Here is a 15904-nt window from a genome sequence, read left to right as displayed (position 1 = left end):
ATATTAAGTGGTCAAAAAAATAATGATGCTCTGCTTCATGCTATGTGTATGTTCAGCGAGCCTGAGCCCGGGTTTTGCAAAAAATTCCATTTATGCAGCTTCTGCAGACGTAAAAATTTCAACTAGTGCGGGGAAATATGCTGTCGGCAGTCAAGTGCAGATTAACGGAACTTCTCCAGCAGGAAAAGATATCACCTTAAAGGTGATTGACAACAACAGCTATATCGTGCACGTAGATGCCATCTATGCCAAAGATAATAATGGAACTTTTCAATTTATATTTACAATGCCAGAAACCCGTGCAAGCAGTATGAATATTATTGTGGGATTTGGAAGTGGAACAGGGGAATTTGCTATCAAGAAAGTTGACATCGGAGCAACATTTACTGGTGGTGGCGGCGGCCCTATGGGGCCTGGATCCCCAGATAATTCTACCAATAACCCAAATACTCCATCCAATGGCATTATGCAATTAGCTGATGCGGCTAATGAAGTTGTGAAGGGGAATGAAGTCACTGTCACTTTTGATGCAGCTAAGATAACTGAGCTTGTATCGAAAGCGACATCAACTACGCTGGAATATGCACTAAAAGTAAAAGCGGCTGCATCTGTAGTGAAAGTGGAGCTTACTCCTGAAGTGCTTGCTTTGCTAACTTCGAAGAATGCTGCATCGGTACTTCATCTCCAGACAGGAGCAGGCGATTATAAGCTTCCCATCAATCAAATCGACCTTGCTGCTGTGTCTAAGCAGATGGGGCTGGAGCTTAAAGATGTGAAGGTTAGTATCGTAATCAACAGGACTCAGGGTGAAAGCGCAGAAGCTATCAACGCATTCGCTGCTCAATTGGGAGCGGAAGTATTGGCTGCACCTGTTGAATTTTCAGTGACGGTTGTTGGCAGCAATGGGATGAGCCAGGAAATCAGTGTATTCAGCACTTATATAGCGCATACGATTCATCTTTCAAAAGAAACGGACCCCAATACCGCAATAGGGGTATGGTATAATCCGGATACTAATACCTTTAGCCCGGTGCCGACTATATTCGACGGACTAAATGCTATTTTATATCGTAAAGGGAACAGTTTGTATAGTGTTATCCAACATGCCAAAACCTTCGGAGATGTTGCAGGCCATTGGGCAAAATCGGATGTTGAGCTGCTGGCCAGCAAACTAATCGTGAATGGTGTTGCAGATTCTAAATTCGCTCCGGACAAACTTATCACAAGAGCCGAATTCTCAGCCCTCTTAGTTAGATCTTTGGGACTTGCAGAGGTAAAAGCTGAGGGCTTCAAAGATGTCGCCGCGGCAGATTGGTTCTCTGGCTCGGTCGGAGCTTCACAGAAAGCCGGTCTGATTGATGGTTATGAGGACGGCACGTTTAAACCAAATGCTATGATCACAAGAGAACAGATGGTCACTATGATCATTCGTGCGTTGAAGGTTTCGGATAAAGAGGTAGCCTTGGATCAGAGCGTGCTTAACAAGTTCGCTGATGGTGCCTCCATTTCCAGTTGGTCCAAAGAAGCAGTGGCCAAGTCCATTACTGCAGGCATTGTTCAAGGGATGACGGATACTACGTTCGCTCCACAGCAAAATGCCTCACGTGCACAGGGTACTGTAATGCTCAAGCGTATGCTTCAATATTTGAAGTTTATTAATTAAGACAAAGTCTATGAAAAGTTCCGTTTGAGCTAGGTTTTCGTACGCTTCGTGCGATTGTAGCTGAGAAGAGGGAAGGGTTGCGGGTGGAAGAGTGGTAGCGCCCGCCTTTAAAGATTTGTTCCTCCCTCCATGCACCAACATCACGAACACGCACTTCAAAGGACTCCGCAAGGGACTGTTGACAAAGTGTGGGCTAGAGGGAATTTATCCTCTACTCCACACTTTGTCAACAGTCCCGCAAGGTGTTTTTTTTTTTTTTATTAGATGGCTCAACCTAATAATCAGTGCTTGACAGTCAAGCTAACATTCGATGGCGGTTAAATGCTACGAAAATGCCAGCTTTATAGCGGCCCGGTACTTCTCATAGCTATTTTCATATAGGCGAGGGTAACATGTGCGCTAATGGCCACCGAAGTCCGTTAGAAGCGGAAATGCAGCGAAATGAGATTGTGACGGTCATGGATGCCCCTTACAGGCTGAAAAGGGGGCGATTGTGGGGAAAACTGCCTTCTAATGGTCGCGGATGTCCATTAGAATCGTGAATATGTAAAAATCAGCTTCTAAAGGTCAGCGGTGACCGTTAGAGACAGGTACTTTCCGTATCGGGAAGATATCTTCCGTCGTTGAGAATTACGGATTCTGCATCGGTCTATCACGTTTAGCACTTTGTATCTGAGAGGGAGGGGATGTGGAACGGACCATATGCTTCTAACGATAAAAAATATCGTTAAGCAGCAGATCCTTTCGGTTGGCTGTTCATTCGGAAATGATACTATTACAATCAAAAAAACAATTTTCTGCTACTTTAGATTCGGTGTTCTTGTGAGTAATTAAGCCTAGTCAACCTTTCCAAAAATTTAGTCAAAATGTCACATAAACGCATATATTGTCGGGTGGTAATATTTGTAATTTAATGCAGGTTTCATTTTTTGAAGGTTATCCATCTAATAGAATATGTTAGATATTTGGCAATGTTTAGAATTGGTATAGAGGCAAGTATTATAATACCTATATATGCTATAAAGCAGTAGGTTTGAGGAGGATAGGATATAAGAAAGGGGTTTTGGCGGATGATATTGGAATGCCCTTAGATGCAGATTGACTAGTTGGGAGGGAATTCGCGGATATCAAAAGGCAAAAAACGAATGTAGGACTTTAGTAGGAGGCTGTGTTCATGCGTAGGAATAAGATTGTAAGCAAATGGATCGCAATGGCTTTAACCTTCAGCATGCTTTTTTCCCTGATGCCTGAGTGGTTCCTAACAAAGGCGGAAGCGGCAAGCGGCGACCTGGAAGTGCGTTTTGGAGCAGGTACATTAATTGGGAATGCATCCCATGATGCTGATAATGCTTTTTTAAACTTTTATAATAATCAGACCCCCGGGTTTAAACAAATTGACAGGGATAGGGATGAATATGCGCAAATAGACTGGGCTAAGGGTGACATTTTTACTGGTAAGGAGGATAAAAATACCTGGGTCGAGTTTGAAATTAAAGTTGCAAATAATCCAGCCTTAATGGATCTTGCTCAAAGCGGGCATGCAGAGGCTGTTTTTGGATGGAGCAGGCTGAAGTATTACTCTGGTTTATTTTGGACGCGAGTTACAGAGATGACGATAACTGTGGATGGTACAGAGGTATTGCACGGAAAAACAAGTGGTGGGGATGTCTCCGCTAGAAGTGCATCAGCCGTTATCAAACCCAATTCTGTGATTAGAATTGTTTTGTTTGGCGAAGGCAAGGATGGCAGCGATTTGACAGGTGTGAGAGACTTCTATGTTAAGTTTCAGGACCAAACACGCCCGGTATTGAACAATTACACTTTCATTGGCAACGGAGCTCAGCGGGACAACACGAACCTCGGTCAAAGAGAGCTGTATGTCAAACAGGACGAGTACATCTCCCTCGCCTACAATTTTAGTGAACCTGTCAAGCCGACGGCACTGAATTCGGCGTACCATGAGCATTTTCTAAGACAGCCGCTGTTTACTAATCCTTCAGGGACTGGACTGCCAGCTGCTGGGCAACAGCAGTATTTGGACAATGAAACCTACAATTCAGGCAATTTAAAGGAGTATAAGAAGAGTGTTGTATTTTCATATACGGCCTCCAAGTATCACCAGAGCGATAATCTTCCCGTTGAACCGAAAATAACGGGCAGTACCTCCGGGGTTCCACCTCTTAATAAATCGCTGGAGGAAAAAATAAAGGAGGCTGTTTTTGCGGATGCAGCCGGGAACGTGGCTACAACCCAATTTCCTAATAAAGCAAGCCTGGCCAGCAACAGTTATTTAGCAGGGAAAACAGTGAATCCCTTCGACTACAAAAACTCCGGATATCGGGTGATCGTCGATGCAGTGGCACCTAAATATACGAAGGTTGGTAACGGGATTCAGCCCGAAATTTTAACCGGAGTAACCTTGAATAAGGACGACACGATTGATTTCACCCTTCAGATGACGGAGGAAGCTGTTGTCAAGGATGGATGGGATGTGAAAGATACCTATTTGCTTCTTAACAACGGATTGAAAGCCGGATATGCATCTGGATCGAATACGAAAAACTGGACCTTCCGGGTCAAAATTCCAGATGGAGTGAACGTAGAGACGCCACTTCTTAAGGTCATAGCTTTAACCCATAAAAACAAGATGGATGATTCCGACACGAGTGTCATACAGGATTATGCGGGAAATATGCTGATTCAACCAGCCAATTTCGAGGGCATTCATAAGGATGGCGACGAGTCCAATGTGAACTCGAAAATTGATTGGGCTACCCTGTCCATAGATAACACAAAGCCAGAAATCGGCTTTCACTATGAAACAGGCGGGGCGAGTAATGAAAAGTATCAAAAGAACGGCAAGATTACGATCGATGCTAACGATCCACCATTGATCATACCCTCTCTGGATCCGAATATAGCGGATCGTGGTAAGGAAAGACCAAGCAAGGGCATCTATCGCCCTTCCAATATGAGCGGGCCGGCTTCGCCAGCCGTAGGCTTGGTTTATTATTTGTGGAGTCAGAATCCTGCTGACCCTTTTGCTGATCAAAGCGGCGATCATTATGCAGCTATCAAAAGGTATTCCCTGTCGGCCAAGCAGCCGGCGGACGAGCTTTATCCGGGTCAGTTCGCTGGTGTGCAACTGCGGGTTGTAAACAACAAAACGAACATGTTGGCACCACCTGTCGAGGCTTTAACTGAGCCCGGCAGCGGGGAATGGTATCTGCACAGCTGGACAGCGGACATGACCTGGGATACAGCGAGAGAGCTAATGCAATATGAGAAGATGAAAGCATTCCGGGAAAACAATCCTGGACAATACGCAGCCTGGAAAGCAGAAGCCACAGGCTCGGAGTCCGATAAAATCTTTTATGCAGACAACAAAGCGCTGGCAGCTGTTGGCCAATACGGCGACCTGTCTATATGGCCGCTGACAGATTTTAAACAACAAGATTCCAACTGGGATTATAAGGTTGCTGCTATTAAACTGGACAATCTGGCGCCCATCGTTACTATGGGTGAAATAAATGGCGACAACACGGCTAACGTTAGAATTTCTGTCAAGATAGAGGATGAGCACAGCGGCCTTAAAGACAGTTATTATCAATGGGTGAAAGCAGGAGACCAACCCCAGGATATAAATTGGAATGCTATTGGCCTTGTTGAAAATAGCGTTAACCTGTCCACTCAGAATGAAGTTATGGAAGATGGCTCCTACCTGCTGTATATCAAAGCAGCAGATCAAGCGGGCAATGAACGGATAGTCCAAACAGAAACGCCGATAACGGTTAATTCGGAAGAACAGGTTCATGGAAGATTCGAGCCTGAGACCAATACCAGTTACGTAAAAAGTCATGATGTGCTGTTCTATATTAGTGGAATTACGCCGCAAAGCGTAACTTCAGGAACCTATGGCGGATCAGTGAGCGAAATTACGTATCAGAGTCATGTGTCCTATGCTATTAACTCCAGTACGATTCGTCCGGAAGAAGCTGCGTACACAGAGCTTATTGCAAATGGTATGAACAATGATAGTGGGCAGCAGAGCTATCTGATTCCAGCCAATTCAGCCCTGAATGGCATTTATTATGTTCATATTAAAGTGGAAGCAGAGGGGCCGTATGGAGCCAGATATTACTACTATTCCAAAGCTTACTATTTCGATAATCTAGCTCCTGATATTTCCTTCAGCAAGAATGGGGTAGCTTATCCACAAGCCTCCCATGAGCTAACGGTTACAGTAACGGAGCCTTACAGCACGGACGGACTTATACAGCAATACCAATGGGTTAAGTCCGGAGATGCCTTGCCGGATGACGCTTCTCCCAACTGGATGCCAATACCGCAGGATGGACGGGTGATCATCACAGATACCGGGCTGCAAGATGGAGAAATTGCTTATTACCAGCTGTATGTCCGTGCTGTAGATGGAGCCGGAAACAGTCTGATTGCAAGCACTACAGATACCTTTACGGTATCCAAGGTTGGAGGGGGTACGCCTCCTGCATCTTCGAAATCGGATTTGATCTATGTATATGGTGATGCTGAAGATGGTTATACAGCCATTGTGAAGCTTAGTCTGGACACGCTTGATAAGAGCGGATATGAATTTTCCGTATCCCCGGACGATGGCGAAAGCTGGGTGAAATGGCGTCCCTATACGAATTTTGTAGCGATAAAGGTACCTACGGACAGAGTGTCCGACCTTAAAATCAAAGTGAAATATAAAACACCAGGTGGAGCGATTGGCGATCCGCAAGCGTTGGACACGAAGGCTGTATCCGTGGTGGAGCCTGTATACGCCTTGGCGTCTCTAAGTACAACAAGGCCAGTTAGTCCAATCACTGGAGTTGACATTGATGTCGTGACTCCTTTGGGTATCAAGGTGGTGCCATCGGCTGTGAATCCTTCTGATCCGGTACGCAGCGGCAACAAATTTAATGTAAAGAAGAACGGCTATTATACTTTTAATCTTACAGATACAGCCGATCCAAGCAGAATAGAGACGCTTATTGTCGTAGTCAATAATGTAGATGGAACTCCGCCGCAAGGCAGCATTGAGTATTTAACGACAAGACCAACCAATGGCAATGTCTCGGTCAAGCTGGAAACCTCAAAGCCTGTCCAGATCACTAACAATATGGGCAAAGCTGTGTACACCTTTACCGAAAATGGTTCGTTTACGTTTGAATTCAGAGATGAAGCAGGGAATAACGGCACAGCAACGGCGACTGTAACCAATATTGACAAAGAAGGTCCAAAGGTGAAGATTGTACGCTCCTACACTTATGGGGCCAACAACAGCCAATCCTTTGGCACCATCCTTGACAATAATGGCCAGGTGCGTTTTTCCTCAGGAGTAACTCTTGAAGTGCAAAAAGCTGATGAAAATGCCAAGGACTTTATTGTCCTTGACGAAAAGAAGGCCGTTACCATGCTGAAAAATGGCAGTATCTCATTTATGGTTGCTGATTTGTTCGGCAATACGACCGTCATTAAGGAAGAAATAGACAATATCCTTGCTGCACCTCCGGAAGCAAAGACGATCACTTATACCTTTGTGAACGAGGAAGGCAAGCCTTTGGAAAAGAATGAGATTGTGACGATCGATGGTAAGCAGTATGCACGCGGCAAGGTACAAGTCACTTTAAGCGGCCAGACAACAGCGCCCAATATGGTTTTTTCAGGTGTCACGCCGATTCGGCAGGATGGGACCGGGAATTATACGAATCAAATTAGCGGCTCGGATGGCAGCTTCACCTATTCAAGGATATTTGGGGCTGAAGGGTCTACCTCCATTGCCTTGTCAGATTTATTGGGGAATGTGAATAAAGTACCTGTTGAGATTAAAGGACTTGATAATAAACCGCCAGAAATTAAACTGAATCAGGCTGCGGCCGGGATTGTGCAAAACAAGCAAAACTTCGATCTGTACAAGGATTTAGGCGGATATACGGTATCTGATAATGTATCGCAAGCCAGCCATATTAAAGTCACCCACAGCGGGCTTGATTTGACTAAGCTTGGCCGGCAGCGTGTCACCTACACAGCTACGGATCAGGTAGGCAATACGGCAGTGGCTGTGCAGGATGTTATTGTAGTCGGTTCGGATGGCATGCTAATTTTTGCCGATGATGTGCTCATTTCAGGAGCCGCTGGGGAGTCCGCCTTGTTTGACCGCAATAAGCTGACATTTAAGGTTGAGCGATATAATCTTCTGGATGTGAATGGCCAGATCAGGACCAATGAGTGGGGAACTTACGATTTGCTGTACCAGCCGGGACTGTACCGTGAAGGACAGATGAAGTACATCGCAAGTAAAATCACATACAAAGAATTGGTGAATGGCCACTTTGAAGTCACGTTCCCTCAAGTGGGCTGGTATACGCTTATCGTGAGAAACCAGGAGCGGGAACGGGAATATGCAACTTTCTTTATCGGTAAGCTCGAATAATGGATACGAATAACTGAAGTCAGGCACAGAAGGAAAGGGACTTTAGCATAGTCCCTTTCCCCATGCATGAAGATTGTTTTTATAAAAGATAGGAGGCACTTACGTGAAGCTGGTCAAAAAGACGCTTGTGTTCATACTGGCTTTTATTCTTTTTTTAGGTACGATGACCGAGATTACATCCGCGCTAGCGGCGGAAATCACGGCGCCCAAAACAACGGTGCTGCAAAATAATTTTGTGAAAATAACAGTTGACAATAGTACGGGGCGTTTTGGCATCAGAACTGTGGAGGGGCAGCCTATCCGCAAAAACGACCAGAATGTCAATATGCTGTTCCGTGGCGAGGATCCGGAAACCTCCTTTACCACCTTTCGGATTGATGGGACCGATTATATTTTCGGAAATCCTTATAAATTTGCCGCAAACTTCTTTTCTGAGACTACTCCACCCCGAATTGTTCAAAACTCCAACGGAACTAAACAAATTGAAACGATCTGGAAAATAAAAGGCGTCGAGATTAAACAGATTTTGCTGCTGTATACCGATGCTTCAGACAAGAAAAATGCCGGGAATGTCAATATTCGCTATGAAGTGGTCAATAGAAGCAATGTGAAGGTAGAGTTCGGTACGCGGGTTTTGCTGGATACTATGGTTGCGGGAAATGACGGGCCTGAGTTCCAGATCGGAACTGCCTATAAAGCACCCTTGATGGTGGAAAGAAAGCTGGTACATAACCCGGAAGATAATCCTGATATTTCCGTAGAGGATAGAGCTTTGCATAAATTGCCTCCCTACTGGGTGATGAGAGACAAGCTCGATTTAACGAATCCACTGGCGACTAATGTTATCGCATATGGGTTTAATAACTTTGCGGAAAATAACATCAATATAGTGGATGAAATGATCGTCGGGCACTGGAACGGACTGGCGAATACCAAATGGGATTACACACCTAATGGAAACCTTGATTTTACAAGGGACACGAATGACTATGGAACTGCGGATTCTGCTGTAGCCTTCTATTGGCAGCCTAAGCCGCTGGCTGCTGGGGCTGTCCAATCTTATGAGACAGTGTATGGACTAGGGGAAATCATTGAGCCGGATAAGGTTTTCTCCATTCGCTTTATGGACACGCCGCAGCAGTTGGCTACACTGGAGGACGAAAGTGCTTATGCCAATGAAGGCATATTCGATATTACCGCTGAAATCGAGAATCTGGCCATGTTTAATATGGAGCATCAGAGCATTTCCGTTGAAATGAACCTGGATAGCGGACTTAGCTTTGTAAAGCTGGACAAGCAAGGAAATATTGTGCGGGATAATAATGGCAAAGCCGTCACGGAAGCATTCCGAAGCTTTGCGCCGGAACCCTTCTTTAAGGGGGCGACACCAGAGGAAGCAGCGCAAGGGATTAAGCCTACCTACAAGCCGGGTGATGCCATTACCGTTTCTTTTAAAGTACAAGCTAAAGGCAAACCGTGGCCGACCAACCAACAATATATGCTGACGGTCAGAAGCCCCCAAACCGAAGAGAAAATTGCCGGGGTTGAGGATGAAGGCATCAAAGCGCAGTATGAATCGAGCCAAGCGAACTTTATTTTATTGCCGGCCGTTGGTCAAGCTACTGCTACATATGCCTATGGGCTTTCGCCGAAAGAATTGTATAGCAGTGATGTGAAATATATAACAGTTAATATGACGAATATTGATGCGTACAATACAGGGAATGAAACTACTGCCCCTAATTTTGACCTGTATTTGAAGGAGAAAATCACGGGCAAACGCTATAAATTACCAGTCAAGGATTCCGTGATTTTACAGCCTACAGATGATGGCTTCTCGGGAGATATGCGTATTACTTATCGGGGAGGCGACTTGGTTGATCAAGGAGGCAACATCATTGAGGCCGGTCTTGGGCCAGAGCTGCCTTTGGGCGAATATCAGGTTCAAATTGATTACAAAAGTGACACTGGCGGTAATGACGAAATAGCTGCGCTGTATGATATTACGACCAGTCAGACATTTTTTGTCACGGATAATCAGCAATCCCGGGTCAGGGAAGCGGGTATTCTCGCAGTTTACAAGCAGAATGTGGATTTAAGCCATGTAACAATGAACACTAATGGAAAGTTGCTGGATACAATTAATGAAGCATTTCCTGGCAAGCCTTTTGCAACAGGGACGGATTTATACAGTGCTGTAACCATCTATAAGGCAGCAAAAATGTTTGTAGGCGCAGCGAGCAATACATTGGACCCGAAATTTAAGCTTGATAAATTTCTGGCTAACGAAGCCTTGGAGAAAGTACCTGCTTATCAATATAAGCTGTTTGCTTCGGAAAAAGAGATGGAACAGTTTTTTAAGGAAGAAGATGCAAATAAAAAAGCGATCCGGGAATCGCTTGTCGTCGTTCGCGGGATGATCAAGCAGGTAGGTACTGGCAGCGAGCAGCAGGTTATTGTGGATACGAAGACTGAGCCTGCTATTATTAACGGGGCTGTGGCTTATAAAGGGAAGGATATGGTCTTCGTCCGCGGAAAGCTCGATATATTCGGAACTAATAAAAAGGTTAATGGCTATGAGAGCATGCCTTTCTTCGATACACTCTTCGTCAAGGGAGATGGCAGGCTCAGTGTAGCAAGCAGCGGTTTTGTGTTCCATCAGGGCGAATGGACGCTGGATTTCTTTAACGGATTTGATAAATCCTTGGGTAAAGGTTATGTCATTGAGAATGAAGTGTTTCCCGACAATGGCGATAATGAGGAAGATAAAAGCCTGAACGGCAGTTTAAGCTGGGCTGTAGGAGCTCTGGGCGACAGACTGAATCCCCTCAGACAACTGATGATCGGTCATGTATATTTCAACAAACACAGTTTGTTTGCACCGCCAAGCTTTAGTATAGCGGGCTTTGGATTTACCTTTAATGATTTTATATTAAGACATGGGGGCATCTCCTTCGGTGGCAAGCTTTCCATGAAAATTGTGGATGCCGAGGTTCGTAACGTTATTTTTAATGATAAAGGATTTGTCGGCGTGGATGCCGGTCTTAAATTTGACTTGAATAAGGAACTGGGCCTGTTTGGTCCCAAGAAATCCGGGGATAAAAAGGATGCTAAGAATGATCCCAAGCAGCCTAGCGGCGAAATCAATATCGTCCACTACGTACAGAAGGTCCCAGGTGTTTCTAATCGTTACGGGGTTAAATTCGAGGCACAATTAAAAAACATGCTGGAGGTGCAAGCAGAGCTTTCCTTGAAGCAGGTTGAGGATGGCAGGATTTTGCCAGATGTGATTGCCTTTGGAACATCCCTTGGTAAACCAGGAGTCCTGATTACAGGTGCAACTTATTTAACAAAGGTGCGGGGGGCAGTACGTGAGCTGGCTGATACGATCGCCGGTGGCACGAAGAAAGATCCGTTCCCGCTTGTCATACAAGCAGGCGTAAGTATGAGATTTGGAATAGCTCCAGCTTATCTCTTTGGTGATATTGATCTTACGGTGAAGCGTACTGGGCTGGCGCTGCAAGGGAAGCTGGATTTTTCAGTGAAGGCTGATCCCGGGAAAAGTGATTTAGTTCCAATGCTGAGCAAAGCTCTACTGGAAGCACAATGGGTAACCCCTTGGTTTGTGCGGCTGGAAGCAGAAGTAGATATCGGCGGCTGGGACATCATTATGGGCAAGGCAGGAATTTTCGTAGGAGAAAACCTGGAAAAGAAACGAACGGACTTTGAAGGCTACATCGGTGCGAGGGTACAGATTCCAAGCAATGTTCCTGTTGTAGGCGGAATGCCTTTGTCCAGCGTGTTCTTTGGCGTCAATAACGATAAAATCTGGGGTAGTGTCGGTATTCTGTTTATATCGCTTGGTGTGACTTATTATTGGGGTGGAGGGCTGGAATTCGGTACTTCTGGTGAAGGGCTGCCTGATGGCTTGATTCGCATGATTATTGAAGATCCGGAGCGTGGACCGCAGCTGCTCGTAATCGGACAGGGCATGGAAACGTTGGCTACCTCTTGGCTGGATGCCGAAAAAGAAAATCATGAAATCATCTATCGCAATGTAGCAGAAGGTGTGAGCGTTCTGGATGATGGTTCCCTGAATGTAGGAATTGGCGGCATTACAGTGAAAAATAGCGGGAGAGTGCACGAAATCCCGATGAATGCCGTATCCGGAAATGCCATCATTGAAATGGAATATACGGACAAGGATATGCCTAGCTTTACATTGAAGGATGCAGCAGGCAAGCCGTATCCGATTGTTTTTGATAACAACAACACCAATCCGTTAGCTAATGCCTACACCCAGTATGTGCCGGCAGCAAAGTCAGTCGACGGGGTGGATGTCAGAAAGGCTTATATCATTATTCCACAAAATCAATTGCAGAGCGGCGGCACTTGGACGCTTACTTCCGTTAAGGCTGTGGAAACCAAGCTGATGAATGTGCCAACCAATCCGCAGTTAAAGCAAGTAAGTCTTAGCAAAAATAATGCAGACTCCAATAAGTTTACAGCGTCGTGGGCCGTGGAGAATGCAAAACAGGGAGATACCATGAATTTGTATCTTGCCCAAGATGCAGTATCCACTGCAAAGACGAAGCTGGCGAGTGGTGAGGAAGTACTTGAACCGGGAGACCCGGGACTTCTTATTGCAAAAGATGTACCCGTTGCGGCCAATGGCGGAGTAGCAGGAGCTCTTACAACCGGCAGCACGGTCATTGACGTAACCCGGGTTTCCTTGCTCGGAGATGTTGAAGATATTCGCGGGCTGCTGCAGCAGGGTAATTATTATTTGCGTGCCGAGCTGAAATCCAATTCAACGTTTGGGACTAAGACATCGGCAGAGAAATTCGAGATTATAGATCCTCTGGCACCGAAAAATGTCAGCGATGTTAAGATCGAGCCTGCCGGCAATGGACTCTTCGCTCTTTCCTTTAAGCCAGCGCAGAAAAAATCAGATCAAACTAATTTCGAGCACAGCTATGTCATACAAGCTTTTCAGGAGCAAAACGGCAAACTAAACAACTATCCTAATTTCGGAGAACTTCTGTTTACGGAAGAGGAGCTCGCTGCACATTGGAATCCAGCAAACGGTAAGTATGAAGGTATCCTGCTGGGTGGGTGGACAGAGGTATCCAGCTCTGATGAAATAAACCTGGATAGTCTCGAAGGCTCTGTGATCGATTTGAAAGAAGCCGAACATACGGGGCTTGAGGTGGGCCAAGAGTACACGATAGGTGTTTCAGCGGTAACCAAGCCGTCCAAGGAAGCGGATAAAAATGAAAATTATCACTATGCCGGCCGAACAGATAGTGTCAAGAAGCTGCTTCCTGTACCAGTTAAGCCAAAGCTGACAGGAGCAGGAACGTTAGGAATGAAGTCTGGGGCATCCGAGCATTATATGGAGCTGCTGACGAACAAAAGCGAGCAGAGCATCGAACTTGTGTCCGATCAAAAGGATATAGAGGTGGAAGCCTTCTACGCAGAGCAATCCCTTGGCAAAGTAGCCTTTGTGAATAAAGGGAGCGGAAGCAGCGGGACCCTGCACTTGGATTCATTCCAGTCTGACGGGCCTTATGCAATTGAACTGGTAGCAACGAATACAAAGACGAAAGATGTATCGGTGACAATGCTCTATTTGACTGTGGATAAAATCCCGCCGGTGCTGTACATCGATGAACCGCTAACTGGCGCCAGAACCCATAATGGCCAAATACAGGTTTCGGGTACAACCTCGAACGATGCTGTATTGACAGTTAACGGAACAACATTGAGTATTACGGATAATGGAAGCTTTAATCAATCCATTAGTGTGACATCCGGAGACCCTTCTATAGAGCTTAAGTTTACAGCTCATGACGGTGCAGGCAATGAAAATACAGCAGTCGTGGCCATTACAAATGATCAGTTTGATGCGCCTGTCGCTCTTGTATTAAAGAAAATGGCTATGAAACCGGGCGATAGTAAAAAGGTAGAAGCCTTTTTGCGGATGCCCGATGGAAAGAATGATGGTGGCAAACCTAAATTCAAGGAAGTTCCAGTGTCTCCCGAAGATCAGAAGCGGCTAAGCTACTCGGTCGAGATGGGTGAAGCGGTGATGCTTTCAGAGGATGGCAAAGTATCTGCACTAGCAGTTGGGGCAAGTCTCATTCAGGCGGAGTATCAAGTATCTGAGGGTGTAGCCCTTCAGGCTATGATGGTAGCATCGGTAGATGTACCGGCACCGGAACGAATGGGAAGTATATCTGCTTCAACAACTATGATTAATAATGATAGTACCAGAACCAAGGTGGTTGTAAGCTCGGCAGGCGACTTGACAGGACAACAGCTTGTTTATAAGGTATATGCCAAGCCAGCAGACGTAGTGCTGCCGCAATTCCGGCAAAATATAGATGAGTGGAGCATTCTGCCTCAGAATGGGGTTGTTGCTGCCAAGTCAGGGGAGTACATTGTCATTGCCAAAAGAACCTCTGGAGGCAGGCAGGCTGTGGCTGTATCCGAAAAGCTAGCCGCTAATGTTTGGTACCCCTCAGGTGGCGGTGGTGGCGGCGGCGGTGGCTTCTTCCCGGGAGTGTCCGGTAAAGAGACGGTAACTGTCAATGAGAAACCGGTAAATGTTGACATACAAGAGGGTGTTTTATCGGCCCATATTACATTGAAGGACATCGAGTCCACTGGTTCCAAAGACATTGTTATAGCTTCTCAGGATACAACGGTTAAGGGCTACTCCTTCCGCATTGATAAAGCAGTAGGACAACTGGCTGTCAGCCAGCAGAGGAAGCTCATTATCGATGTACCGGCTGCAAGATTAGTGCTAACGCCAGATATGCTTACAGGCATGGAGCAGGATCTGGAAATTAAAATCAGTCCTAACAGTGATAAAGCTATAAGCGCATTGACTGAGATAGCTGCAAGTGTGGATGCCACATTGCTGGCATCGGGAGAGGGCGCAGCTATTGAGACAAACCTGCCTGCAAACAATTGGAAATCGTATATGGATGTGAGGCTGGCAATTCCAGACACGATTCAGGCAGAAGATATTACAGCAGTTGTTTTGATGGGTCCAGACGGCAATTGGACCCAGGTACCTTGGAAGCTGGCCCCTGCGGCCCCTGCGAACCCTGGGAACAAGACAGCTTATGCAAATATTCAATTGACCGGTGAGGGCAACCTGGTATTCATCCGCAATACCAAAGCTTTCAAGGATGTGGCCCCTTCATTCTGGGGGAAAGCTAGCATCAGCGAAGCAGCGGCCAAGCTTTTTGTAGTAGGTAAAGCGGTTGACAGCTTTGAGCCTGAAAGCAAAATTACAAGAGCCGAGTACCCGACGATTCTGCTTCGGGTTGCAGGACTGATGAATAAGACGGCGAAGGCTAGCTTTACAGATGTGAAAGAAGGCGACTGGTTTAACCGCAGTGTATCCATAGCGGCACAATTGGGGATTGTAAATGGTCTGGCAGAGGGACTATATGCGCCCCAGGCACCTGTATCCCGAATTGAAGCTATGACTATGGCAGGGAGACTGCTTAACGTACTTGGAATCAGCAGCGATATCGGGGAAGAGGAAGTACAGCAGATACTTAGTGCTTTTAAAGACAGAGATCTAATTCCTGATTGGGGCAGAGCATCTGCCGCATTGAGTATCAAGTACGGCATTATCGAGGGTGAGAACAATAACGTGAATCCACGGGATGTACTGACTAGAGCGCAAGCCGCCGCTATTGCGGTAAGGCTGAATCGCTTGGTAACAGAGAATTAATAAATAAAGTATACCTGCACAAAACCAAAGG

The 15904-nt window shown here is 45.9% G+C and carries 3 protein-coding genes; all 3 read left to right on the top strand.

Annotation, left to right across the window (positions count from 1 at the left end; all coding sequences use genetic code 11):
• Positions 1–7 precede the first annotated feature (7 nt).
• The 3 genes from J2Z66_RS43835 (at position 8) to J2Z66_RS17035 (ending at position 15873) form a co-directional block, all read left to right on the top strand.
• Entirely contained in the window at positions 8–1663 is a 1656-nt protein-coding gene (locus J2Z66_RS43835) for an S-layer homology domain-containing protein (protein WP_209972656.1), read from the top strand.
• Between the two features lie 1174 nt (positions 1664–2837).
• Complete coding sequence (locus J2Z66_RS17040) at positions 2838–8120, top strand: hypothetical protein (protein WP_209972655.1); 5283 nt, start codon at positions 2838–2840, stop codon at positions 8118–8120.
• A 103-nt stretch (positions 8121–8223) separates the two neighbouring features.
• The gene (locus J2Z66_RS17035) at positions 8224–15873 is read left to right on the top strand and encodes an S-layer homology domain-containing protein (RefSeq protein ID WP_209972654.1); all 7650 of its coding nucleotides are present in this window, start codon (positions 8224–8226) and stop codon (positions 15871–15873) included.
• The last annotated feature ends 31 nt before the right edge of the window (positions 15874–15904 follow it).

The organism is Paenibacillus eucommiae (assembly GCF_017874215.1).
Classification (GTDB): Bacteria; Bacillota; Bacilli; order Paenibacillales; family NBRC-103111; genus Paenibacillus_AI; species Paenibacillus_AI eucommiae.
The sequence above is the reverse complement of the archived record's forward strand: the minus strand, read 5'-3'. Positions and strand labels throughout refer to the sequence as shown.

What these genes read in the sequence shown, in the direction of transcription:
- J2Z66_RS17040 (WP_209972655.1), top strand. Translation starts at nt 2,838, where the DNA reads ATGCGTAGGAATAAGATTGTAAGCAAATGGATCGCAATGGCTTTAACC.